Origin of the sequence: Photobacterium sp. 2_MG-2023 (assembly GCF_030547675.1) — a bacterium.
GTDB classification, from domain to species: domain Bacteria; phylum Pseudomonadota; class Gammaproteobacteria; order Enterobacterales; family Vibrionaceae; genus Photobacterium; species Photobacterium arenosum.
The window spans coordinates 1-23,816 of sequence record NZ_JAUOQQ010000025.1; the positions used below are offsets into that span (position 1 = coordinate 1).

The window sequence follows — 23,816 nt, forward strand, 5'->3', positions numbered from 1 at the left end:
TTCTTGATTGTCATATTCACCTCGATAAGTCATTTTACTCACTTAACGCGGTGTCCAAAAGTATTGGATCAGATCAGTGGCCTAAGCTGGTACGCTATGTTGACGATGGGCATTTATCAATTGACAACAACCGAGTGGAACGCGCAATCTGATCGTTGGTCATTGGCCGAAAAAATTGGCACTTCGCAATAATCCTAATAGTGCAGACGCAAGTGCGCTGCTGTATAGCATCATCGAAACGGCAAAGGTGAATGGACTGATACTCTACGATTACATGGTCAAATGTATGAAAGAGCTGGCCAAGTCAGAGCCTGATGTCGACTCACTACTTCCTTGGAACTTCTCACACTAAAATGCCCCGTGGGTTCGTGGGGCGGATACGTTATACGTTGCAAAGGGAAAGCATAGAACTGGGTGAAATTGCTAGTTACTATCCAAGGGCTTCTCGGTCTGGAATAGAGATATTCGGGCCAATTACAAAGGGTGATAGTTAACCATTCTGATTAGAAAATAATCATTAGAAAAAGTAGGCCAATTACAGCCATATGCAGCTAACCCATAATTTATGGCTAAATGATAATGGGGCAATAACGAGCTTCAAACCTAAATTCTGCCCCCAAACCAGGGAAAAATTCAGGACGAATTTTTAGGTTGTCGGCGCTGGGAGCGCCTACAACCGGCCCGGACTACACCAAAGAACCCAAAGGCATTTCTGGGTACTCTTTTTGCCACAAAAGAGTACCTGGCGCGCATAAGAAAATGCTGAGGCAGGCGCAAAAGTCAAAGCGCGACATGCAAATTCACTAACTTTAAAGCAAACAACACCCCTCCCATCGCACAAAAAACCACCAATCAAACGATTAACTCCTTAAAACCAAGCTAAGTCACTAAAAAGTAACTAATTGCTGGCTACACTGAAATGACTATCAGTGGAGAGATAAGGGGAAGGGTATGACAATGAAATCATTACAAGCAGATACCCTGTACCGCACCTGCACCTTAAACGGGCTGGATGCCGAGTTTTCATCAACCAAACATTTAGCACCCCTGAACGAAATTGTGGGGCAGGAACGCGCTCAGCAGGCGGTTGAGTTCGCGATGTCGATTAAAGAAAAAGGATACAACATATATGCCATCGGCCGGAACGGGCTGGGTAAACGGACTATGGTACTGCGTTATCTGAACCGCCATGATCCGAACGGGGATGCCACGCCACTGTATGACTGGTGTTATGTCGCCAACTTTGAAGAAACACGTACCCCTAAACTGCTGAAACTAAAGCCCGGCACGGGGATGCCGTTCAAAAAAGACATTGAAAAGCTGATGCTTCGCCTGGTGAAAGCCTTGCCGCTGGCGTTCGATAACGAAATGTATTATTCGCGCTCGGAACAGCTGAAAAATCAGTTGGCGGAGAAACAGCAAACCGCCCTGGGCAATTTAACCGAACAAGCGAAAGAGCAAAAGGTGAGTCTGACCCTGACGACTCAGGGCGATTATCAGCTGATTGCGATGAATGGTGAAGAGCCGCACACCGAAGAAAGTTTTGTCGCGCTGCCTGAAGAAGAGCAGGAAAAATTCGAAACGATTATCACGGCGCTGGAAGTGAAACTGCGCGGCATTGCGCGCCAGCTCACTGACTGGGAAGAAGAGTTTTCCGATAAAATCCAGAAGCTCAATGAAGAAGTGGCGCTGGAAGTCGTCTCGCATTTTGTTAAACCGCTTAAAAAGCAGTACCGCGGTCATACTGAGATAAAAGACTATCTCACGGCGATGCAGAAAGACATTCTGGAAAACCTCGATATCTTTTTAGAAGAAAGTGAAGATCAGGTCGCGCTGTCTTATGCCGCGCTGGATAAGAAAATGCCGCGTCGTTATCAGGTTAATGTGCTGGTCAGCCAGGAGACTGAGCGCTTTCCGATTGTGGTGGAAGAGAGCCCTAACTATCACGCCATCTTTGGCTACATAGAGAACGCGACCTACAAAGGCACTGTGTTTACCGATTTCTCGCTGATTCGCTCCGGCAGTCTGCACCGTGCCAATGGCGGCGTGTTGCTGATGGATGCGGTGAAGGTGCTTGAGCGGCCTTATGTGTGGGACGGCCTGAAACGGGCATTGCGCTCACGCAAGCTGAACCTGAGTTCGCTGGAGCGGGAAGTCACGCTGTCGGGGACGATTTCGCTGGAGCCTGAACCCATTCCGCTGGATGTCAAAATCATCCTGTTCGGTGATTATCAGACCTATCAGTTACTGGTTCATTATGATCCTGACTTCAGTGAGTTGTTCCGTGTGACCGCGGATTTTGAAGATGAAATGGAACGCACCGATGAGTCTGAGCTGCAGTATGCGCGTTTTATTTCCAGTATCGTGCACGATAACGGCATGCTGCATTGCGACCGTAAAGCCATTGCCCGCATCATAGAGTACAGCTCCCGTCAGGCCGAGGATCAGAACAAACTATCGCTGCATTCGGCGGATATCGCCAATCTGCTGCGTGAGACCAATTACACCGCCAGAGCCGCCAATGCCAATATGATCCGTGTCGCCCATGTCGAACAGGCCTTGCTGCGACAGGAAAAACGGGTTAGCCGCCTGCAGGATCAGATGCTGCATACCTTCAGGAACGGTACAACCCTGATTGATACTCAGGGTGATGTTATCGGTCAGATCAATGGTCTGTCCGTGGTATCGACCTCGGATCACCGTTTCGGCTTACCGAACCGGATCACGGCCACCACCTCTTGGGGGGAAGGCGAGGTGATGGATATCGAGCGCAGCGTGAAGCTGGGCGGGCGTATTCACTCAAAAGGCGTGATGATACTGACCGCTTATCTGTCGTCGCTGTTTGGCAAGAGCGCACGCATTCCGCTGACCACACATCTGACGTTTGAGCAATCTTACGGTGGCGTGGATGGCGACAGTGCCTCGATGGCCGAGCTGTGTGCCATTATCTCTGCGTTTTCCGGCTGCCCGATCAACCAGTCGATTGCGATTACCGGCTCGATGAATCAGTTTGGTCAGGCGCAACCGATTGGCGGTGTGAATGAAAAAATTGAAGGCTACTTTGATGTCTGTACCATCAAGGGGCGGCATAACAACCAGGGGGTGATTATCCCGCAGTCGAATGCCCATAACCTGATGTTACGCAAAGACATTCTCACCGCTGTTGAAAAAGGCGATTTCCACATCTGGGCGATTTCCCATGTCAGTGAGGCGATCAGCTTGCTCACCGGCAAAGATGCCGGTGACTGGCAGGACGATAATTACCCGCCGGAATCTGTACTGGGCATTGCGCAAAATAAGCTCAATGCGATGCGCAAATAAAACCGTGTGACAGGAAACCTGTTATCGGAAACAGAGAATGCCATCCAGCCGGATGGCATTTTTTTCGGCTATACAGGTTCGCGCTGGCGGGCGACAGAGAGAAAGGTCGCCATGGCCTGAACATCAAGAAAGCCGTCTGTCTTCTTGTGGCTGCGCAGAAACTGATAACCCGCCAGCACTTTGATTAACTCTTCTGCGCGAACACCGTCAAAAGGCTGCCCTGTGACATGCTCCCAGGCTGCCGCCAACGCTTCTTTGTCGACCACTTCTGCCTGCCGGTACAGGTAACCACAGCCGGTGGCTAACCACTCCAGTGAGCAATTGGCTTTCACCGCAATTTGATTGGCTTTTTGCAGGCTGGGTTCGCTGCCGTTGAGGTATTTGCGGATCAAGGCTTCATTCAGCTCAACCCGTCGGGCAAAACCACTGATACTTTCTTCGCCAATCAGGCTGCGCAAGCGTTGAGCAAATGACATAGACTCGTACTCTGGTTCGAAACTTGTGGGTTATATCATTGCCCGAGGGGGCGATCCAGCCTAGGATACGTTCAGCGAATTATTTCGGGCAATGAATAAAGGAGTATGGACCATGGTGGCAAACGTCGAACTGACGCCAAAAGGGCCGCAGCTTTCTGAATTGGTTCAGGGCTACTGGCGTCTGGCGGAGTGGGGCATGACCCCGCAGGAACGTCTGACCTTCCTGAAACAGCACATTGAATTGGGCATTACTACCGTTGACCACGCCGACATTTATGGCGGTTACACTTGTGAGCAATTGTTTGGTGAAGCGTTGGCGCTGGATCCCAGCGTGCGCGGGCAGATTCAGATCGTCTCTAAATGCGATATCAAGCTGTGTGGCAGCCAGTATCCCGAGCAGAGAATCAACCATTACAACACAGGTAAAGCGCATATTACTGAGTCGGTGAACAATTCACTGCAACGTCTGGGCGTTGAACAGTTAGATGTGCTGTTAATTCACCGCCCGGATGTGCTGATGGATGCCGACGAAGTCGCAGAAGCTTTTGCGGCGCTGAAACAGCAGGGCAAAGTGGCCCACTTTGGGGTGTCGAATTTTTCTCCTGCACAGTTTGATCTCCTGCAGTCACGTCTGGATGCGCCTTTGGTGACCAATCAGGTCGAAATCAATCCGCTCAACTTCGAGGTTTGCCACGACGGCACGCTGGATCAACTGCAGATGAAACGCACCAGGCCGATGGCATGGTCCTGCATGGCCGGCGGTGAGATCTTTAATGGGCAGTCAGAGCAGGTGAGCCGTGTTCGCAGCGAACTGGAAGCGATCCGCCAGGAAATCGGCGCCAGTTCCATTGATCAGGTGATCTACGCCTGGGTACGCCGTTTGCCGTCTAAGCCGTTGCCGATTATCGGTTCCGGTAAAATTGAGCGGGTTGAAGATGCTATCGCCGCGCTGGCATTTGAACTGAGCCGCGAACAATGGTTCCGTGTGTGGGTGGCGTCGAAAGGTCATGGTGTGCCGTAACCCGTTTTCACTCGGCCATAACGACACAACCCCGCATCTGGCGGGGTTGTGGTTTTTATCGCGCTAAAAGATTAGCCGCTTAATTTTTCTTCTCAGTGGCTGCTTTCAGGATTTCTTTGATGCGCTTGTTCGAGACTCGTTTAGCCATAAATCACTCCTTGTAAAAAGACTACTTATACTGAAAACGATCGATGCCACGATATTGAGTGACTTTATCTAGTGACACTGTCACTTGTTGGGGTGCAGAATGTCACTCCGTTGCATTCGACCTTACTCCACTATAATGCCTGGCAGACTGAAAAAAGGGATCTGGCTCAACCTCTCGGGAATTGATGTTCGGAATTTGCGAGCCGTACGCCTTACTATCAGAGCTATAACGGATTGTTTTTGATTGAGTCGCGAGCCATGAAAGAGATTGATATCCAAGGGATGACCCCTGCGCATTTACCGCAGGTGGCTGAGTTGTCGGTAGCAACAGAGCAGGTGAAATTCGTTGGTACAATGGAAGAGCTGCTGGTTAACATCGATGATAAGCTCCACCCGCACGTGATTCTGGATGGCAACACGGTTGTCGGCTTTTTTCTGATCGATACGCAGTACGGGCACAGATACGACTTCGCCCATCCAGAGGCGCTCGGTTTACGTGCTTTCTTTATCGATCATCACCATCAGGGCAAAGGTTACGCCAAGCGTGCGGTTCTGGCCCTGAAAGCGTTTCTGCTATCTGCTTATCCCGGTTTTGATCAGATTTATCTGACAGTGAACTGTAAAAACCCTGCAGCCAGACATTGTTATCAGCAGGGCGGGTTTATCGATACCCATGAGCTCTATCTCGGTGGAGCCGCTGGCCCGCAGCATATTATGAGAATGGTGCTATAACTCCCACAGCGCAGACTGGCTGAGCCAAACGGGTTATGTCACAGTGTAAGCGCTGATTTCAAACTATATTTTAATCACATCAGCTATCTGCCAGAGGGATGCGCATGGACAGCAAACACTACGAAATCAGAACCATGAAACCGGACGAAGTCAGCATTGCTGTCGAATGGGCTGCGCAGGAAGGCTGGAATCCCGGCCTGCATGATGCCGACTCTTACTACTACGCCGACAAAACCGGTTTTCTGGTCGGTGTATTGGATGATGAACCGATAGCGACCATTTCGGCGATTCGCTACGATGCGTCTTTCGGTTTTATTGGCTTTTATATCGTCAAACCAGAATACCGCGGTCAGGGCTATGGCATGCAGATATGGAATGCGGCACTGGCGCACCTGGAAGACTGCAACATCGGCCTGGATGGGGTGGTGGAACAGCAGGACAATTATAAGAAATCCGGCTTTCAACTGGCATACAGCAACCTGCGTTATGAAGGGCTCAGCGGCGGACAATCACCCGAGGATCACGCGATTGTGGCACTGACAGCACTGCCGTTTGAAACCGTCGCTGCTTACGATCAGCTTTTCTTTCCTGCTTCTAGACCCGAGTTTCTGCAACATTGGATTACCCAGCCAGACTGCCATGCATTAGGCATTCTGGAAAATGGCATGCTGGCAGGTATAGGCGTGATCCGCCAGTGTCGCAACGGCTATAAAATCGGCCCGCTGTACGCAGAGAATACCGAGCTGGCCGAGCGTCTATTCGTCGCCCTGAAATCAGCGGTAGAACCCTCGCAACCGCTTTTTCTTGATGTTCCGGAAGTCAATCAGGCCGCCATCGCACTGGCGGAAAAATACGACATGACGGTGTCGTTTGGTACCGCGCGTATGTACACCGGGGAACAACCGGCATTACCGCTGGAGCGGTTATTTGGTGTGACCTCGTTTGAGATTGGGTGAGTCAGGCTTGTGTGAGGCGGGTAAACAGGTTTGATGGTATGTCACGCTTTTAATCCGGAGCATCACTCCGCACTTTCTTATGCGCGCCAGGTACTCTTTTGGGGCAAAAAGAGTACCCAGAAATGCCTTGTTGTTCTCTGGCGCCGTCCGGGTCGGTTGCAGGCGTTCCCGGCACCGACAACCTAAAAATTCGTCCTGAATTTTTTCCCTCGGGTTGTGCCACCGATATACATTTTCAATTCGTCATTCCCGCGACAGGCGGGAATCCATACAGCGAGTACGATTCTTAAGGCTGGCTGAGTATGTCGCGCTTGCGTTCTGTGCTTCACTCAGCATTTTCTCATGCGCGCCAGGTACTCTTTTGGGGCAAAAAGAGTACCCAGAAATGCCTTGTTGTTCTCTGGCGCCGTCCGGGTCGGTTGCAGGCGCTCCCGGCGCCGACAACCTAAAAATTCGTCCTGAATTTTTTCCCTCGGGTTGTGCCACCGATATACATTTTCAATTCGTCATTCCCGCGACAGGCGGGAATCCATACAGCGAGTACGATTCTTAAGGCTGGCTGAGTATGTCGCGCTTGCGTTCTGTGCTTCACTCAGCATTTTCTCATGCGCGCCAGGTACTCTTTTGGGGCAAACAGAGTACCCAGAAATGCCTTGTTGTTCTCTGGCGCTGTCCGGGTCGGTTGCAGGCGCTCCCGGCGCCGACAACCTAAAAATTCGTCCTGAATTTTTTCCCTGGGTTGTGCCACCGATATACATTTTCAATCCGTCATTCCCGCGACAGGCGGGAATCCATACAGCGAGTACGATTCTTAAGGCTGAGAGATGCCTCAAACTCAGGCGCGACATACTTTCATGCACAAACATATTATCCAACACTCCAGAATAATTGCTTTTAATCCCTATCTTTTATATGGATAATGCATAAATTCTATAGGAGGACATTTATGTTAAAGAAGATCATCGGTTTCAGTTTTTTGGCTACAATTGCCACTTTTCCCAGCCTGGCTCAGGAACCTCTCAAAGGGTGCGACGCCAAAGCTTATGAGATACAGCAGCAAATCGAATATGCGAAAAGTAATGACAATACTCATCGTGTCGCCGGTCTGGAAAAAGCGCTAAAAGAAGTACAGGATCATTGTACGGATGAAGGATTAATGCGCGAAAGACTTGCAAAAGTTAATGAAAAAGAACAGGAAGTTGCTGAGCGCACGCTTGAACTGAAAGACGCCCAGGAATCTGGCAGAGCCAATAAAATTGAGAAAAGAATGAATAAGCTGCAAGAAGCAGAGGCAGAACTTTCCGCAGCAAGAAGTGAGCTGAATAAATAGGATCAGCTTACAGAGCCTGTACTGTAATAACCTGACCTCAATAAATCCACTCCCCAAGGGAAAAAATACATGGATGTATTTCAGGTTGTCGGCGCCGGAAGCGCCTGCAATCTGCCCGTCCAATAGCAATGAACCCCAAGGCATTTCTGGTAACTCTAATGCCAGCATAAAGTCACTGGCGCGCGCACAAAGATGTTGAGAGGAGCCCCGAACTCAAGCGCGACAAACCAGCAATACTTCAGATATCGCACTCGTTATCTGGATTGCCGCCTGCGCGGCAATGACGGGCTGGGTGTATTTTCTTAGCTAAAGTGAAGACTAGGACGCCCCTTTTGATTAACGACTCAACATAGAGATATCAAGTTTATCAATTACTATTATTGAGTTTTTATTTTATGAATGCTGTCAATTTTTTTTTCATATTGTTCAAGCACTATATGAGTGACATCTCAGGGATATGAATTAAGTCATATTCTGGTACTCTATTTTTGCAGGGTATATCTTTTATCTTATTTGACTGTTTTGATAATAAATAGAAATGTTGTTTTTAATGTTGATGTGAAAAATAATATCTATTAGAATCTTGTTTCATATCATCAGTATGAATTTTGTCTTTTTTGTTTCAAAGGTTGATGGATAAAGTTTTTCATGATTATGAATCTATAAAAAGCTTTGTTCTGTCTTATTGTTTTTTATTATTTCAATTTTCAAGATTGATCATTTACTGAGATCTTGTGTTATTTCAGTCGGGTTAAATGCCTCTTCGCTAATTCAATACGGCCATTTTACATCTGGTTGATTATATTATAATTAAATGTTGCATGTGATTGTTTTGACGTGATTATCAATAAATTTAGGGTGTCTTTGTCTAAATAAGGAAATGAAATGAATATCTCACATCTAGTTGGTAATACGCCTATCATTAAACTTCAAAGTTTAACAAAAAATTTATATGCCGATATCTATATTAAATTGGAATTTCTGAATCCTTGGGGATCAATCAAAGATAGAGCGGCGAAATCGATGATTGATGCAGCGATTGCAGATGGTTCAATTCAGCGCAATACGACGATTGTTGAAGCGACGACGGGGAATACGGGTATCTCTTTGGCCGGGATATGTGCTTCGATGGGTCTGCCACTGATTATTGTCATGCCAGAATATGTTACCGAAGAGCGGAAAAAGCTTTTGGAGCTTCTGGGTGCTCAAATTGAGTTGACGCCTGCTGAATTGAACTATCAAGGCGCTGTGTCTCGTGCCATTGAACTCGCGAGCCAGGAAAATTATTTCCTGGTTGATCAGGGAAATAATCAGAATAACCCATTCGCACATGTTCAGACGGCAAGGGAAATCATCGATTTCTTTGATGGTACGCCTGACATTTTTATTGCCGGGGTGGGGACTGGCGGACATTGTAATGGCATCGGAAATACCCTTAAGCAGCATAATCACCAGACAAAAGTAATTGCCATTGAACCGAAAGGTGCAGCCGTTCTTAGTGGTCGGACATCTTTCTCAGAAGTCAATTCGAATCATGGTGTTTTGGGGATCGGGCCGGGAATCATCGCGAAAACGGTCGATCGGGAAGTTATTGATGAAGTCTATGTGATCGAGGGTGATGATGCGATAACGATGACTCGAAAAGTGATATGCGAGGAAGGACTATTACTGGGTATTTCATCAGGCGCGTCTATCCATTGCGCTCTAGAGCTGGCTGCCAGAAAAGAGAATGCAGGGAAAAAGATCTTAACCATTGCTGCGAGCCAAACTGAGCGATATCTGTCAACTGGAATTTGAGGTCAAGCAAATGAACTTAGGAATAATTGGCGGTGGGGCTGGGTGTATCTCTGTGCTGATGCACTTACTGGAATTACCTCATGATATTTTCACAACAGTGAAAGTATTTAGTGGTGATCACAACCAGATAGGTTATGCCTACAAAGCGTCTCCAGAAGAATTTATTTTAAATACACGGCTGGACTCTCTGAAACAGTTTAATCATGTGGTCGATATCTACGAGTGGTTATCTCATGCAGGTTATGATTATACGAAGAAAGACTTTATTCCCAGAGCGATTTATGGTCGCTATCTCAAGCAAGTCAAAGACCTAATGATCACGACACTAGAATCAAGAGGGATTGCATTTGAGTATTACCCTGAAGCCAGTGCAGTCAATGAGTATGGTGATATTGTTTGTCAGGGGATAAAGCATCAGGTTTCTGCGACGGTCGTGTCCATTGGGTTTGGCGGTGATCTCTTGAATGATGTGCTGTTTGATAAAATCAATGCTGTACCCAAAGGAGAAAAGATCGAAATATACGGTTCAGGGTTGAGTGCGATTGATATGATTCTCTTTGTGAGTGCGTATCGGCCAGACTTAACCATTGATTGTTTTTCTTTAACCGGTCGTTTCCCCAGAATCAGAAGTGATTTTACATCAGGTGGACCTTCTCTGTTTGATGGTGTTGATATTGGGAACCTAACCGTTGATAAAATATTTTCCAGGTTTTTATCAACGCTCAAAAATACGCAGGAAAGAGAGATTGTTTTGAATAATCAGGTGACATTGTCTGAAGAATTACAATATGTCTCTGAGCACACACCACTCTGGCAAGAGATGATTTATAATGCGACGTCTAAGTATGTTGATGTGTATGCGCAACTTGCGATCGACTGTAAAAAGCGTTTACATGAAAATCGGGCGAATATTATTAATACACGTGCGATGTTTCCGCATGTCAATGCCTCGAAGTTAGTGAACCTGATAGACCAGGGGCAACTTCGGATGTGTAAGAAACCTTTCGATATTTTGACTGCAGGAAAATATGCACTGATGGGCTTTAATTCCTTTGAATCCCCTGAGTTCATCTCAAATAGCAAATTGCCAAAGAGTTTTATTTCCGGAATTGAGGTCGATGCCAACTGTCGAGTGAAAGACGAGCGAAATATTTATATTCTAGGGCCAATGGTGAACGGATGTCGGTTTTTTACAGAAGCGACATCACTCACAGTAAGAGATGCTGAACTCGTTGTCAGGGAAATATATCGCTCAGAAAAAGGAAAAAACCGTGTTTATACAGGATGTAAATAGATTTAGGAATCTTCTGAAGGGTGTGAAGACAATTGATATCGCATCGTTCGGGAGTGTTATTTCTCCGGAATATTTGATTCAACTGATCAACTTCACGGCCTGGAATGGTCGTTACGCCGAGAAATATGGTTTTATTGGCGCATCATTGCCGGGGGCTGGCTGGCAGGGTGGCTTGAATACTTTGCTTCAGGGAAACAATGTTGACTGGGTAATCGGTGGGTATTTTGGTGCAACGCGCCAAATTAATTGTAGCTTAGCGCTTGAAAGAGGCGAGGTTCATAACTTGCCTCAGGGGGTTCTTGCCAAGTTAATGAGTGAACCCAATCGGCAATATTCAACGAACATTGGGATGGGGACGTTTATTGATCCATCTGTAAAAGGAAGCTGTATTAGTTCCGGCGCACCGTTTAACTTCATGCCTGTGGTCAACACAGGCAATTTTCTAACGTATACACTCCCTGAGAGCGATCTGGTCATCATGCGGGGGGCCGGCTTCACTCAAAGTGGAGATATTGTTCTTGAAACGCAGCCTATCGATTTAGATTTAGAATCTGTGATACGATGCGCTTTATCGAATCAGACAAAGATAGCGATTCAAGTGCCGGATCGGATTGTCAATGACCCGGAGAAAGTTTGTTCGAGAGATTTGTTTGATGAAGTCTTTATTGCCCCTGATGCTTTCCATATAGTGAGTTATTTACCGGGCAGATATCATCTGAATGATGAAAATCTTTATCGGCACTGTCTGGATTCAGCTTCAATTAGTCGCCAGCTCGCGCAGCGTATTACGGCCCATGAACGGCTAATTATTGGCATCGGATTACCTGTGCCGGCAGTGAATCAGGTTCATCAATATACTGACTGTCAGTTTGATGCACTCATTGAATCAGGTGTTGCGGGCGGGGTGCTCTACGACGGTGATGGATTTGGAATGAGTCGTGGTGGAAAAAAAAGATACACACAAAACGAGATCTTTCAGAAAATCTGGAATGGCGAAATTGACCACGCAGTGCTTGGTTTGGGTGAAGTTGACCGATTGGGACGAGTCAATATTGCAAAGCTGGGAGAAACATTCTTTGGCGTTGGTGGCTTTATTGATATTTCTCAGTCCATACAAAAAATAACCTTTTGTTATCGGAATAAGTTCGAAACAGACCAACTTGAGCGGGTGTGTTTTACTCCCCGACAACATCAGGATATCTGTTATATAAGGAGTCATGTGTGACAGAGTGGTTACCGTTATTAGTATCCTTTACAACGCTGCTGTTGGTTGGTGTGATGAGCCCGGGTCCGGCGTTCTTTGTGACCACCCATAGTGCGCTGACTTTTTCAAGAAAAGAAGCCTTTGCGAGCGTTTTAGGGATTGCAACTGGCAACCTCATTTTTGCATCGCTTTCCGTACTGGGATTTTCTGCATTGTCACAAAATAGCTCGCTCATGAAAGTGATTCACATTTTTGGCGGATGTTACCTGTTGTACCTGGCATTTAAGTTGTCAACGGCGCAGCCTGTTCAGGCGCACGCGGTGTCGGATCAGGGAGATCAGAGCTGTGGGTTCCTGTCCGGGTGTATGGTTCAGTTATCGAATCCGAAAGCATTTTTGTTCATCAGCAGTGCCGTTTCTTTTGCTGTGCAGAAAAACCATGAACCCCATTTTTATTTTCTGGTGGCTATGGTTACTTTTCTGGTCAGTGCTGGTTGGTATGGTTTTATTTGCTCGGTGGTGAGTCTTCGGTTTTTCAGAGAAGCTTTGCGCCCCAAACTGCATTGGTTCTGTCGGTGTTCGGCGTTAGTCATTTTATATATGGCCTACAGAATGTTCCTCCAGGTATTTGCAAGCTAAAAAGTACTTCGAGATACGCGGTTTATTTTTTCAATAAAATCAGGGCAGGTCTCTCAGGATCTACCCTGAATGTTTCTGATACCCGGTTAACATGCATCAAATACAATGCTTGTGCCGTAGCTGCCGTTCACTTTTGTTTGGGTGTCTGGTGATACGGATAACCGGGTGCCGGCAGACTGCCTGCCTGAAACCGATTTGGCATGACACAGGCTGGCGCTGGCCCCAATACCGAGTTCAACCGTGGCCTGGTTAACATGCAGGGGCTGGGCGGCGTGATCGAGTGTGGCACCCATGGCCAGAGCCAGTGTCAGCGTATCTGTGCTGCCGCTCAGCACCAGTTTGCTGCCCATTTCTCCGGTGGCTGCGAAACTGTCGCTGGCGATAGCGCAGCCGTCCACGGTAGCATCAATGCCAAATCTGGCGTCAAGGCGCTGAAGGGGTTGCGAAGTGTAAATATGCACAGTCAGCGGTTCAATGTTCTCCCAATCGTCACCCGAGCGATTGCTGATCTGAAGGGTGCCCTGCTGTTCAGTCACCGTCAGCTTTTCCAAGGCAGCAGCCTTACCTGTGGCTTCAAGGTAATTTTTGTCGCTGCAATGCACGCTGACCTCCAGGCCTTTTTCGACAGACAGCTTATTGAATGCACGGACAGATTCTGTGCGTGTCTGCTCGTCGGCAAAGCTGAAATTTATGATACCGGTATACAGCGCAATACCAGCCAGGGCAGCAGGAAGAATCACTTTTTTCATCGTCGGTTTCATCGAATCATCACATCCGGTTTGTGGAAAGTGAGATTATCTAATCAATAGTCGTGCCAATATGCATTAAGGTCTGTAATCCAGGCTGTATGCGGGTTGGTGCTGATTCGTTTCACAGTTCCTCAGGGTATTGATATTAATTGTTAGCCGAAAAAACTAACAGGTGGCAAACTTCGCCACCTGTTTTCTCTTATTACCGACTGTTTTTGTTATTGCCGCCACGCTTTACATCATTCGGGACACAGTAAAACGGGTTTGCTGAATGACACCATGATCCGGGTTTAGCTGCCAGTCCGGGTTTTCCATAAAGCCCAGGGCTGAGAAGCTCAGGCCATCACCATCCTGCAGTTGCCAGGTCATGACTTTATCGCTGTCGGTAAAGTGGATCACCAGTTGTCCTTTGGCATTCACTATCCAGCTGAATGCTTCTGTCAGGGGCTGATCTGGCTGGTCAGCATTCGGCACGTTATAAGTACCGTTGCCGGAGAGCAGGCCGTCTGCATTGCTTACCGGCACACCGCTGAACGCCAGGCTGTGACCGTTATCCAGCGTCAGCAAAGCGGTACTCAGCAGATTACCGGTAAAGGCCAGAGGTGTTGCTGTCCAGGGGGTGCCGCAGCTTGCGATGGCCTGATCATAGTCGGCCGGTGTCGCGCCGCTGTCGGTCGGGCTTTGCGTGCTGTCATTCCAGCCGGTGTCGAAGTTATCACACTGGGTCAGTAAACGGCCGGGCAGGGCACTTTGCACCAGCGAACCGGAGCCGATCGCACCTTGTTCCTCGGTAATTCCCTCGGGTGTATTGTCCTTGACCCATTGCTCATTCACCGTAAAGACTTTCCAGCCGGTTTCACCGTTGGCCTCAGCTTCTGCCAGCAGAGAGAAGGTTTGCGTCCAACTGGTGGCATTGGGGATATCACGGCCCTGAATGACCAGCAGATTGTTATCGATTTCCCATTGATAGCTCTCTGCTTTTTCGCCCGTCAGGCGATAGCCGAAGCCCTGATTGTCGCCACTGTTGGTCAGGAAGGTGTAGCGGCTGCCCAGATCATCACCCGGTTTGCCCCACAGGAAGGACTGGCTGGCCAGATGATCAACGGTCGGGGTGAGCTCACCACCTGAGGTACTTTGTTTGCACGTCTCGACGGCAGTATCAAACTGGGCTTTGGTAGCTGCCACTGTGGGTGCGTTATCGCCGCTCATCACGGAATCACCTGTCGTACAGGGCGACAGGGTCGCGCTGCTGGCAGGGACAGTATCGCCGAACTGACGGTAATCCAGGCTGCGCATCTGCCACAGGGCTTGTGTATCTATGATGTTGTCGCCGTTGCTGGCGTATTGTGAGAAGACGATAAACAGGTTCTGCTCGCTGGTTTTGTTGAGCATCGCCCAGACTTCGGCATCGCCATTGCTGTTGAACAGCTTGATCATGCCGGAGGCGAACCCGTCTTTCTCGTTGCTGCCGGTAATACTCCAGGTGTAGTTTCCGGCTGCGACGCCGTTCAGATAACGCACGGCTGTGCCATTGTCTTCAAATTCATAGGCTTCAGTGGAACCAGACTCTGACTGGCTGCCATAGCTTGTATCGGCTTCCATCACACGGTTGCGGCGCAGTGCGGTCAGTGCTTTAACATCGTTACTGCCCAGCGGCAGGTAGCCGCCACATTGCAGAATGATGTTGTGCATTTTGCTGGCGTCCAGCTCGAACGAGTTGGAAATAATGGCATCAAACTGGCAACTGAGCTTGGTGGGATCCTGCGGATCTTCATCGTACTCATCGCTGACGCCATCGTTATCATTGTCAGGATCGGCATTGTCACCGATACCATCGCCGTCGGTATCGACGGTTTCGTTTTTATCTGTCGGGAAAGCATCTTCGCTGTCGTTCACTCCATCACCGTCGGTATCGGGATTGAACGGATCCGTTTTCAGCATCTCTTCCTGCACATCGGTCAGGCCGTCATTATCGTCATCAGGATCAAGGTTATCGCCAAGACCGTCATAATCGAAATCGGCGCTTTCATTGGGATCGTTCGGGAAAGGATCCGCGGCATCGATGACACCGTCGCCGTCACTGTCGGTTTTTAAGGCTGCATCATCCACCACTATGGGGAGATTGTTGCCGTCGAGCACGACGCGGTTATGGGCATCAAACACTAAGTGGTGATGGCTGTCTAACTGCTTCAATACATCACGCAAGCGGCGGAATTCAGCCAGCGGGACGGCGAGCTCTTCTTCACTGCTCACTTCCTGTTTGAGCAGTATGCCCAGCTGAACAATGGCCCGCGCTTTGACCGCAATATCGTCCAGGCCATTGGCAATGTAATCGCCCATCACCTGACTGGCACCGATACCCAGCGACTGGGCGGTGGCAGAAATCGCCGTCGACTCGCCCAGCCCTTCATACATATAAAGATGCACAATACTGGTGAGCGGGGTGACAGTGGTATAGCCGATCGGGGCCGACATTAAAAAGCTGTGACTGACCGGTGTGCCCGGATTGTCCAGATCCACTGTCTGTCCGGCAATCGCCAGAACGAAAGATGCGTATTGCGATGGGTTTTCCAGCCCGTTCAGAGCAATTGATGCCTGACCCGATGCGTTGGTTGTCCCCTGGCGATCGCCGGATTCAAAGCGGAAATTCTGCCCCACATCCACCCAGGCCCGGGCACTTTGCAGATACCCGTCAATGGCGGTGATGGTGTAGGAAGGTATGGTTTTTACCGGCGCGACAGGCTGTTTGGAATCACCACCACAGCCAGCCAGCAGGCTGATACCAATCAGCCCACACGCGCATTCCCATGATTTGTTCATCATGTTCAGCCCCCAAGTTAATCGCACCGCGCTCCGCGGTTAAAAAATAAGGTGTCGCGACTCTGTATCAGCACAGAATCACTTTTTATTGCTTTCTGACTGTTAGCTTAGTGTTGTCTAGCTTGACCTTCATCAGCGCCGGAGAAAATGGGTGTCGCGAGAATAAGAATGTGCAGGTTTCGCGAGGGTGCAAAACGAAAATCATGGTGTAAGATTATGAAAGTTTTGGTAATTAACCGGGAGCGTTCAGGGTATGACAACAAGTTTTTTTGCAGCCGTGCTGGCATTGTGGCTGTGCTGGTTATCCATGCAGGTGATTAAGGCACGCAGGCGGCATCAGATTGGATACGGCGACGGGGGAACCGAAGCAAAAGATCTGCAACTGGCCTGTTCTGCTCAATCTAATGCGGTAAATTACATCCCAATCACCTTGATCTTGCTGTTTCTGCTCGAAGATAACGGCGGTGCGAACTGGCTGATTGCTGTGATTGGGCTGATTTTCACCGCAGGCCGGGTGATTCATGGCCGTGGCATCTTAGCCGACAGCCTGAAAGGGCGGATATTGGGTATGCAACTGACGCTTTGGCCGATTATTGCGCTGGCGGTTCTGAATCTGCTGTATTTTCTTTTTGGCTGAATCAAAGGGGCTGCTATAGCGCGCAGTCCCCTTTTAAAAATACTCAAAGTAAACAACATATTAAGCGAAATAGAGCACACCCAGCGATGCCGGCCGGCTGGCGCCTGTCACTTCAGGTAAATTGCTTGGCAGGCCATGAATGCGACGCTGCGCCAGCCAGGCGAAGGCCATGGCTTCCATGTAATCGCTGTCGACGCCAAAATCGCTGGTTGGTGCGACATGCCAGTCGTTTAGCAAATCTGTCAGGCGCTCCATCAGCACAGGGTTTCGCGTACCGCCGCCGCACACCAGTAGCTGGGGAGCAGGGCCGGTTTTAAAGCGCCCGACCTCGCGGGCAATGGTCACTGCGGTGAATTCACACAGGGTGCGTTGCACATCTGGCGCACTGACATCGCTACTGACCAGGTTGGCGTCCAGCCAGGGCAGATTGAACAGCTCCCGGCCGGTACTTTTGGGGGCAGGCTGTGCAAAATACGGCTCGCTGAGCAAGCGGTTCAGTAAAGCCTCGTCCACCTTGCCCTGTCTGGCCAGGTTGCCGTTGCGGTCAAACTTCTGACCTGTGTGCCGTTCGCACCAGGCATCCATCAGCATATTTCCCGGACCAGTGTCGAAACCAAGGACATTTTCGTTGGGGCGAATCACGGAAATATTGGCAATCCCACCTATGTTCAGCACCACCACGCTGGAATCTGACGACTGGAAAATAGTCCTGTGGAAAGCCGGAACCAGTGGTGCACCCTGTCCGCCCAGTGCCATGTCTTTGCGGCGAAAATCCGCAACAGTATCAATACCGGTTTTCGCGGCGATGATATTGGCATCGCCAAGTTGCAGCGTGAACGGTGCATCGCCTAAGGGCTGGTGGTACACAGTCTGGCCATGATTGCCGATAGCACGGATCTGATCGGCCCGGTAACCGGACTTTTTCAGCAGGGCTTTGACGGCATCGGCAAACAAATGGCCCAGCAGGTGATCCAGTTCGCCGATTTCAACCAGGGTGGTCTGCTGCCCGATGCAGACACTGAGCAAACGCTGTTTGAGCGGATCAGGCATGGGATAATCATCATGGGCCAGCAATTGAATGCGGTCGCCGTCTATGGACACTAATGCCGTGTCTACGCCGTCCATGCTGGTGCCTGACATGACGCCGATATACAACTCCTGAGTCATTCCTGTTCTCCCGCTCTTTGGTCGATCACTGTTCAGTGAAATCTTGCTATGGCGCATAGTGTCCCAGACTGGCGATAAACACGATATCAAAAATCGCTTCCTGTACCGTATTGCATGACAGATTGTGAATAGGCTTACAACTCTGTGCGGTGAAAATCAGGCCGTCTGTACAGGGAATAACCGTGTGAAGCCTGTGCGCAGTCCAGGATCATCACACAGAATCATCAACATTGAGAAACCGGGCCATCCTGACTAGGCTTGCTGGTAAGTGCCGAAATAATAAATAAAATTTGTTTTGGTCTTTTTAGTATTCAAGCAGGAATCTTTATGTCCGACTTCTGGCAAAAGAATCTGTCGATGGCAAAAACCTTTCGGCAGGATTTACACCGCCATCCTGAGCTGGGATGGCAGGAACATCATACGGCCGCTGCCATTCGTGATCGTCTGACCGCAATGGGTATCGACTGGCGACCTTGCGCACAAACGGGCACGCTGGCGCATATTGCGTCTGGCAATTCTAGCGGTCGCCACATTGCCCTGCGGGGCGATATTGATGCTTTACCGATTGATGAAGACAGCGGCCGCACCTGGTCATCACAGCAGCAGGGCTGTATGCATGCCTGTGGTCACGATGGCCATACGGCGGCCCTGATGGCAACAGTCGCCTGGCTGAAACAGCATGAAGAGACGTTGCCTGGCCCCGTTACTTTTCTGTTTCAGCCTGCGGAAGAAGGCGGGCACGGTGCTCGGGAAATGATTGCAGACGGGGCGCTGGAAGGGGTGGATGAAATTTACGGCTGGCACAACTGGCCGGCGATCCCGTTTGGCAAGATGATTTGCCCGGATCAGCTGGTGATGTGCGGTAATGCTACTTTTTCCATTACAGTAAAAGGACGCGGCGGCCATGCCAGCCAGCCGGAACTCTGCGCCGATCCTGTGCTGGCGGCGTCGGCAATTACCCTCAATTTGCAGCAGATCATCAGCCGCCGCTTACCGCCTCAGCATGCCGCCGTTGTCAGTGTGACCTCAATAGAGGCCGCCAGTGGCCTGACGGTGATCCCACAGCAGGCGGTGCTGAGTGGCAGTATCCGGGTACCTGACGACCAGACTAAAACCCGAATCAATCAGTTGATCGAAGAGATCAGCCATCACACTGCCATGAGTTATGGCGTGGCCTGCGAGGTGACGATCCAGCCGCGTTACAGTGCCACGATCAATCATGCCAGACAAGCCGAAAATTCCCGTACGGCCTGGCTGGCAGATCAGGATCAGCAGCTTGATCATGCCATTTCACTGCCTGTGATGGCCTCGGAAGATTTCAGCTATTACCTGCAGCAGGTGCCCGGTGCCTTTGCCCTGATCGGGGCAGACGATGGCGAGCCTGTCCATCAGTATCCCTGCCACAGCCCACACTACGATTTTAATGACCGACTGCTCGAAAAAGTCGTTCGCTGGTATGCAAGGCTTGCGGGGGCGCCATTACCGAACTACACAGGGTAGAGAGGGTAAAAAAAATCAAAGGGCTGTTGAAGGCTGGCTGAGCGAATCAGCACAGCGCAACAGCCCTGTTCACACCAGAGATTTTAAAGCACAAGGAGATGTACGATGAGCATTTTTGAACAGCGCGAATCCGAAATCCGGGCTTACTGCCGGGTCTACCCAGTCGTGTTTGATACGGCTTTCAATGCCAGGCAGACAGATGAGCAGGGTAAAGAGTACATCGACTTTTTTGCCGGTGCAGGGGTGTTGAACTTTGGACATAACAACGAACGTATGAAACAGGCGGTGATCGAATATCTCCAGCGCAATGGCGTGACACACAGTCTGGATATGCATACCAGCGCGAAACGCCGGTTCATGGAACGGTTCCATCACGTCATTCTTGAGCCGCGTAACATGCCCCACAAAATGCAGTTTATGGGGCCAACCGGCACCAATGCCGTCGAGGCGGCGCTGAAACTGGCGCGACGGGTCACAGGACGTCATGAGATCGTCGCTTTTCATCGTGGTTTTCATGGCATGACCTTAGGCGCACTGGCCTGTACGGCGAATCAGTACTTCCGGGGCGCGGCTGGTGTGCCGCTGACTCATGTGTCACATACCGCTTTCGGTGCACAAGGCAAAGCGGCAGAGCAAGCCCTGCAGGCGCTGGAATTGCTGGAAGACAGCTATCAGGACGGTTCAAGCGGCGTCATGCCACCGGCGGCGTTTATGGTCGAAGTGGTGCAGGCCGAAGGGGGCGTGAACATTGCCGATAAAGCCTGGCTGCAGCGGCTGGCATCGCTGGCGAAATCGGTCGGTGCATTGCTGATTGTGGACGATATTCAGGCCGGAATGGGGCGAACCGGCTCGTTTTTCAGTTTCGATGATTACGGCATCGACCCTGATATCGTTTGTCTGGCAAAAGGGTTGGGCGGTATGGGCACCCCGATTGCGATGAATCTTGTGAAACCCGAGCTGGATAAACACTGGTCGCCGGGTGAGCACACAGGCACTTTCCGCGGGCAGTGTTTGTCTTTTGTGGCGGGCTGCGAAGCGCTGAGTTATTTCGAAGACAGTCACCTGATGGAAGAGGTGCAGCAAAAAGGCGAGATGATGCACGCGGCACTGGCGCCGCTGGCGGATCTGGCTGGGGTGGAAGTGCGCGGCAAAGGCATGTTGTATGGCGTGGATGTGGGTCTTGGTGAGCTGGCGAAAACCATTGTCGGGCGCTGTTTCGAAGCAGGGCTGCTGGTCTCAGCCTGCGGCAGTGGCGGCCGGGTGATTAAGCTGATCCCGCCACTGACAACGCCGGAAGCCGATTTGCAGTCAGGGCTGGCCATTCTGGTGGAAGTGACGCAGAACGTGCTCCGGGAGGCGGTATGAAAAAACGCGACGATATGACGTTTCCTTTTGAGGAATATGAGCGACGTCTGGGCGAGTTGCGGCAGCGTATTGCTCAGCGCCGCCTGGATGCGGTGGTGATCACCGATCCGGAAAACATCATGTACCTGACCGATTACCAGACAACCGGCTATTCCTTTTTTCAGGCGCTGGTTGTGCCGCTGGAAGATGAGCCCTTCATGATTACCCGGGCGATGGAAGAGTCGAACATTTTTGCCCGGACCTGGATTGAACGGACCCGACCCTATCCCGATACCGGAGATGCCATTCAGATGCTGGTGGATGCGTTGCGGGAATTCGGACTGTCGCGAAAACGTATCGGCTACGAAAGAAACAGCTACTTCTTTCCGGCCTATCAGCAGGACACTATTCACACCACACTGACGGAAGCAAAACTGCTGGACTGCTTCGGCATCGTCGAGCAGGGGCGTATCTGCAAATCGCCGGTTGAAATCGAGTTGATGCGCAGAGCGGCGATTGCCACCGAAGCCGGTATGAAAGCCGGCATTGCGGCCTGTCAGGCTGGAGTAACAGAAAACGAAATCGGAGCGGCCATCAGCTCGGCGATGTTTAAAGCAGGCGGGGAGCCCCCTGCTGTGATGCCGTATGTGACATCCGGGCCCAGAACCATGATAGGTCATGCAACCTGGGAAGGACGGGTAGTGCAACCGGGCGAGCACGTGTTTCTTGAAGTGGCAGGCTGCTATCGTCGCTATCACACCGCTATGATGCGCACTGTGATTTTAGGTGAACTGACCGATTCCATGTACAAAGCGCAGGAAACCATGAAGCTGGCGCTGCAATCGCTGCATGCGTATATCCAGCCCGGAATGACGGTGTCGGATGCGGATAACCTGATCCGCAATATCATTTCACACAATGATGTGGGGGCCAGATTGATCACCCGCTCCGGCTATTCTATCGGTATCGCTTTTCCGCCCAGCTGGGATGAAGGGTATATTGTCAGCCTGAAACAAGGCGAGTCGACTGTGCTGCAGGAAGGTATGACGTTCCACATCATTCCCTGGATGTGGGGAGTGGATGGCGATAAGACCTGTGGTATTTCCGATACCATAGTTATCACCGCAGATGGCTGTGAATCTTTTTTCACTCTGCCGAAAGACTTCACTGTGTTGCCCGATCAGGGCAAACCGGCCAAGCCTGAAACCGCCACTTCCAGCGTGTCGTCTGACAAAGCGACATCCATAGATAAAGCCCGTAAAGGCAAACAGCAACAGGCTAACGGATAGCCGTTTAAGGGGGGAGATATGTCTTTAAAAGCGATCAATCCGGCCAATGGCACACTGATTGAGCAATACCCGACGCTGAATGCCGATGCGCTGGCCAGCCAGATTAAAGCGGCGAGAGCAGCGCAGCCTGACTGGCAGCGCTTAACCTTTGCCGCGCGCGGCGAAGTATTGCGCCGCGTTGCAGAACAGTTGAGGGAACATAAAACCCGCTTGGGCGAACTGATGACACTGGAAATGGGTAAGCCGGTGAAGGAAGCCGGTCCTGAGGTGGAAAAAGCGGCCTGGTGTGCGGAGCATTATGCCGAGCATGCTGAATCCTATCTGGCAGATCAAAGCCTGCCGTCTGATGCCAGCCACAGTTATGTCTGCTATCAGCCTTTAGGTACTGTGTTAGGAATTTTGCCCTGGAATGCACCGCTGTGGCTGGCCTTCCGGTTTCTGGCACCGGCGCTGATGGCCGGAAACACCTGCGTAATGAAGCACGATCCGCATGTACCAGGTTGTGCCCGCGCGATCGCAGAAATGTTTGCACTGGCGGGTGCGCCCGCCAATATCATGGTCAACCTGCCGGTTGGCAATGAACTTGCCGAGCAGGCGATCCGCCATCCCGACATTGCGGCGGTTTCGTTTACCGGTTCAGACCGCGCAGGTGCGAACGTTGCCGCGACTGCAGCCAGTGAGATCAAACCGGCAGTGCTGGAGCTGGGCGGCTCCGATCCTCTGGTGGTACTGGCTGATGCTGATCTGGAAACGGCCGCTGATGTCGCGACACTGTCACGCATTATCAACGCCGGTCAGTCTTGTATTGCGGCCAAACGGATTATTGTTGAAGCGCCTGTGTATGACATTTTCACCCAGCTGGTGGAAAGACGGCTGACGCTGCTGAGAGTCGGCGATCCCTCTTCGCCAGACACGGATATCGGGCCGCTGGCCCGTGATGATCTGCGCCAGAACCTGCATCGTCAGGTGCAGGCAACAATAGACGCAGGCGCACGGTGCCTGATGGGCGGCCAGCCAGAACCGGGGATGGGTTATTTCTATCCGGTGACCTTGCTGGCGGACGTGACACCTGAGATGTGCGCGTTTCGGGAAGAAACCTTTGGCCCAGTGATGGTGCTGGTAAAAGCGGATGATGCGGAACATGCTCTGCGGCTGGCTAACGATACCGCGTACGGACTGGGGGCCGGGGTCTGGACGGCTAACCCGGCACAGGCTCAGCGTTTTATTCGCGAATTGCAGGCGGGTCAGATTGCCGTGAACGGTATTGTGAAAACAGATCCCCGCCTGCCGAGTGGCGGCATTAAACGCTCGGGTTACGGGCGGGAACTGGGGCCGCAAGGCATTCACGAGTTTGTGAATGCCAAGCAGGTTTGGGTGAAATAACGGGTATTGAA

The 23,816-nt window shown here is 50.6% G+C and carries 18 protein-coding genes and 1 pseudogene; 15 read left to right on the forward strand and 4 right to left on the reverse strand.

Annotation, left to right across the window (positions count from 1 at the left end; genetic code table 11):
- Both Q4491_RS17290 and Q4491_RS17295 read left to right on the forward strand, forming a co-directional pair.
- A pseudogene (locus tag Q4491_RS17290) lies at window positions 1–352 on the forward strand (transposase); the annotation flags it as partial.
- 599 nt (window positions 353–951) lie between these two features.
- Window positions 952–3,321: a Lon protease family protein gene (locus Q4491_RS17295; RefSeq protein ID WP_218386936.1), complete on the forward strand. Its 2,370-nt coding sequence runs from the start codon at window positions 952–954 to the stop codon at window positions 3,319–3,321.
- A 68-nt stretch (window positions 3,322–3,389) separates the two neighbouring features.
- Here Q4491_RS17295 and Q4491_RS17300 read toward each other — a convergent pair whose 3' ends face one another.
- The gene (locus Q4491_RS17300; RefSeq protein WP_192014352.1) at window positions 3,390–3,797 is read right to left on the reverse strand and encodes an XRE family transcriptional regulator; all 408 of its coding nucleotides are present in this window, start codon (window positions 3,795–3,797) and stop codon (window positions 3,390–3,392) included.
- 112 nt (window positions 3,798–3,909) lie between these two features.
- On the opposite strand from Q4491_RS17300, the gene Q4491_RS17305 reads away from it, so the two are divergent.
- The 8 genes from Q4491_RS17305 to Q4491_RS17340 all read left to right on the forward strand — a co-directional run bounded on the left by Q4491_RS17305 (window position 3,910) and on the right by Q4491_RS17340 (window position 12,916).
- The gene (locus Q4491_RS17305) at window positions 3,910–4,818 is read left to right on the forward strand and encodes an aldo/keto reductase family oxidoreductase (protein ID WP_192014350.1); all 909 of its coding nucleotides are present in this window, start codon (window positions 3,910–3,912) and stop codon (window positions 4,816–4,818) included.
- Window positions 4,819–5,247: 429 nt separating this feature from the next.
- The gene (locus Q4491_RS17310; protein WP_225445027.1) at window positions 5,248–5,697 is read left to right on the forward strand and encodes a GNAT family N-acetyltransferase; all 450 of its coding nucleotides are present in this window, start codon (window positions 5,248–5,250) and stop codon (window positions 5,695–5,697) included.
- Between the two features lie 104 nt (window positions 5,698–5,801).
- Window positions 5,802–6,653: a GNAT family N-acetyltransferase gene (locus Q4491_RS17315; RefSeq protein WP_303459335.1), complete on the forward strand. Its 852-nt coding sequence runs from the start codon at window positions 5,802–5,804 to the stop codon at window positions 6,651–6,653.
- Window positions 6,654–7,599: 946 nt separating this feature from the next.
- A complete protein-coding gene (locus Q4491_RS17320) occupies window positions 7,600–7,983 on the forward strand; it encodes a DUF1090 domain-containing protein (RefSeq protein WP_192014346.1) in 384 nt (127 codons plus the stop codon).
- A gap of 885 nt (window positions 7,984–8,868) precedes the next feature.
- Window positions 8,869–9,780, forward strand: coding sequence for a PLP-dependent cysteine synthase family protein (locus tag Q4491_RS17325; protein ID WP_192014344.1), 912 nt, complete (start codon window positions 8,869–8,871; stop codon window positions 9,778–9,780).
- A 10-nt stretch (window positions 9,781–9,790) separates the two neighbouring features.
- The gene (locus Q4491_RS17330; protein ID WP_218386947.1) at window positions 9,791–11,074 is read left to right on the forward strand and encodes an FAD/NAD(P)-binding protein; all 1,284 of its coding nucleotides are present in this window, start codon (window positions 9,791–9,793) and stop codon (window positions 11,072–11,074) included.
- On the forward strand, window positions 11,052–12,299 hold the full coding sequence (locus Q4491_RS17335; RefSeq protein WP_192014340.1) for a propionate CoA-transferase: 1,248 nt from the start codon (window positions 11,052–11,054) through the stop codon (window positions 12,297–12,299). The genes Q4491_RS17330 and Q4491_RS17335 overlap by 23 nt, the downstream gene beginning before the upstream one ends.
- Window positions 12,296–12,916, forward strand: coding sequence for a LysE family translocator (locus Q4491_RS17340; RefSeq protein ID WP_303459343.1), 621 nt, complete (start codon window positions 12,296–12,298; stop codon window positions 12,914–12,916). The genes Q4491_RS17335 and Q4491_RS17340 overlap by 4 nt, the downstream gene beginning before the upstream one ends.
- An 86-nt stretch (window positions 12,917–13,002) precedes the next feature.
- Here Q4491_RS17340 and Q4491_RS17345 read toward each other — a convergent pair whose 3' ends face one another.
- The gene (locus Q4491_RS17345) at window positions 13,003–13,665 is read right to left on the reverse strand and encodes a DUF2807 domain-containing protein (protein ID WP_303459346.1); all 663 of its coding nucleotides are present in this window, start codon (window positions 13,663–13,665) and stop codon (window positions 13,003–13,005) included.
- A 234-nt stretch (window positions 13,666–13,899) separates the two neighbouring features.
- Window positions 13,900–16,488, reverse strand: a complete 2,589-nt coding sequence (locus tag Q4491_RS17350; protein WP_303459349.1) for a hypothetical protein — start codon at window positions 16,486–16,488, stop codon at window positions 13,900–13,902.
- Window positions 16,489–16,738: 250 nt separating this feature from the next.
- Between Q4491_RS17350 and Q4491_RS17355 the strand changes: the two genes are divergently transcribed.
- The gene (locus Q4491_RS17355) at window positions 16,739–17,122 is read left to right on the forward strand and encodes an MAPEG family protein (protein ID WP_303459351.1); all 384 of its coding nucleotides are present in this window, start codon (window positions 16,739–16,741) and stop codon (window positions 17,120–17,122) included.
- A 60-nt stretch (window positions 17,123–17,182) separates the two neighbouring features.
- On the opposite strand, the gene Q4491_RS17360 is transcribed toward Q4491_RS17355, so the two are convergent.
- Window positions 17,183–18,289 carry an anhydro-N-acetylmuramic acid kinase gene (locus tag Q4491_RS17360; protein WP_303459354.1) on the reverse strand — a complete coding sequence of 369 codons (1,107 nt, stop codon included), beginning with the start codon at window positions 18,287–18,289 and terminating at the stop codon, window positions 17,183–17,185.
- 327 nt (window positions 18,290–18,616) lie between these two features.
- On the opposite strand from Q4491_RS17360, the gene doeB2 reads away from it, so the two are divergent.
- The 4 genes from doeB2 to Q4491_RS17380 all read left to right on the forward strand — a co-directional run bounded on the left by doeB2 (window position 18,617) and on the right by Q4491_RS17380 (window position 23,805).
- Window positions 18,617–19,789 carry a N(2)-acetyl-L-2,4-diaminobutanoate deacetylase DoeB2 gene (gene doeB2 / locus Q4491_RS17365; RefSeq protein ID WP_303459357.1) on the forward strand — a complete coding sequence of 391 codons (1,173 nt, stop codon included), beginning with the start codon at window positions 18,617–18,619 and terminating at the stop codon, window positions 19,787–19,789.
- A 105-nt stretch (window positions 19,790–19,894) separates the two neighbouring features.
- A complete protein-coding gene (locus Q4491_RS17370; RefSeq protein WP_218386962.1) occupies window positions 19,895–21,154 on the forward strand; it encodes an aspartate aminotransferase family protein in 1,260 nt (419 codons plus the stop codon).
- Entirely contained in the window at window positions 21,151–22,422 is a 1,272-nt protein-coding gene (gene doeA / locus Q4491_RS17375) for an ectoine hydrolase (protein ID WP_303459359.1), read from the forward strand. Before Q4491_RS17370 ends, doeA begins: the two co-directional genes overlap by 4 nt.
- An 18-nt stretch (window positions 22,423–22,440) precedes the next feature.
- The gene (locus tag Q4491_RS17380; RefSeq protein ID WP_303459363.1) at window positions 22,441–23,805 is read left to right on the forward strand and encodes an NAD-dependent succinate-semialdehyde dehydrogenase; all 1,365 of its coding nucleotides are present in this window, start codon (window positions 22,441–22,443) and stop codon (window positions 23,803–23,805) included.
- The last annotated feature ends 11 nt before the right edge of the window (window positions 23,806–23,816 follow it).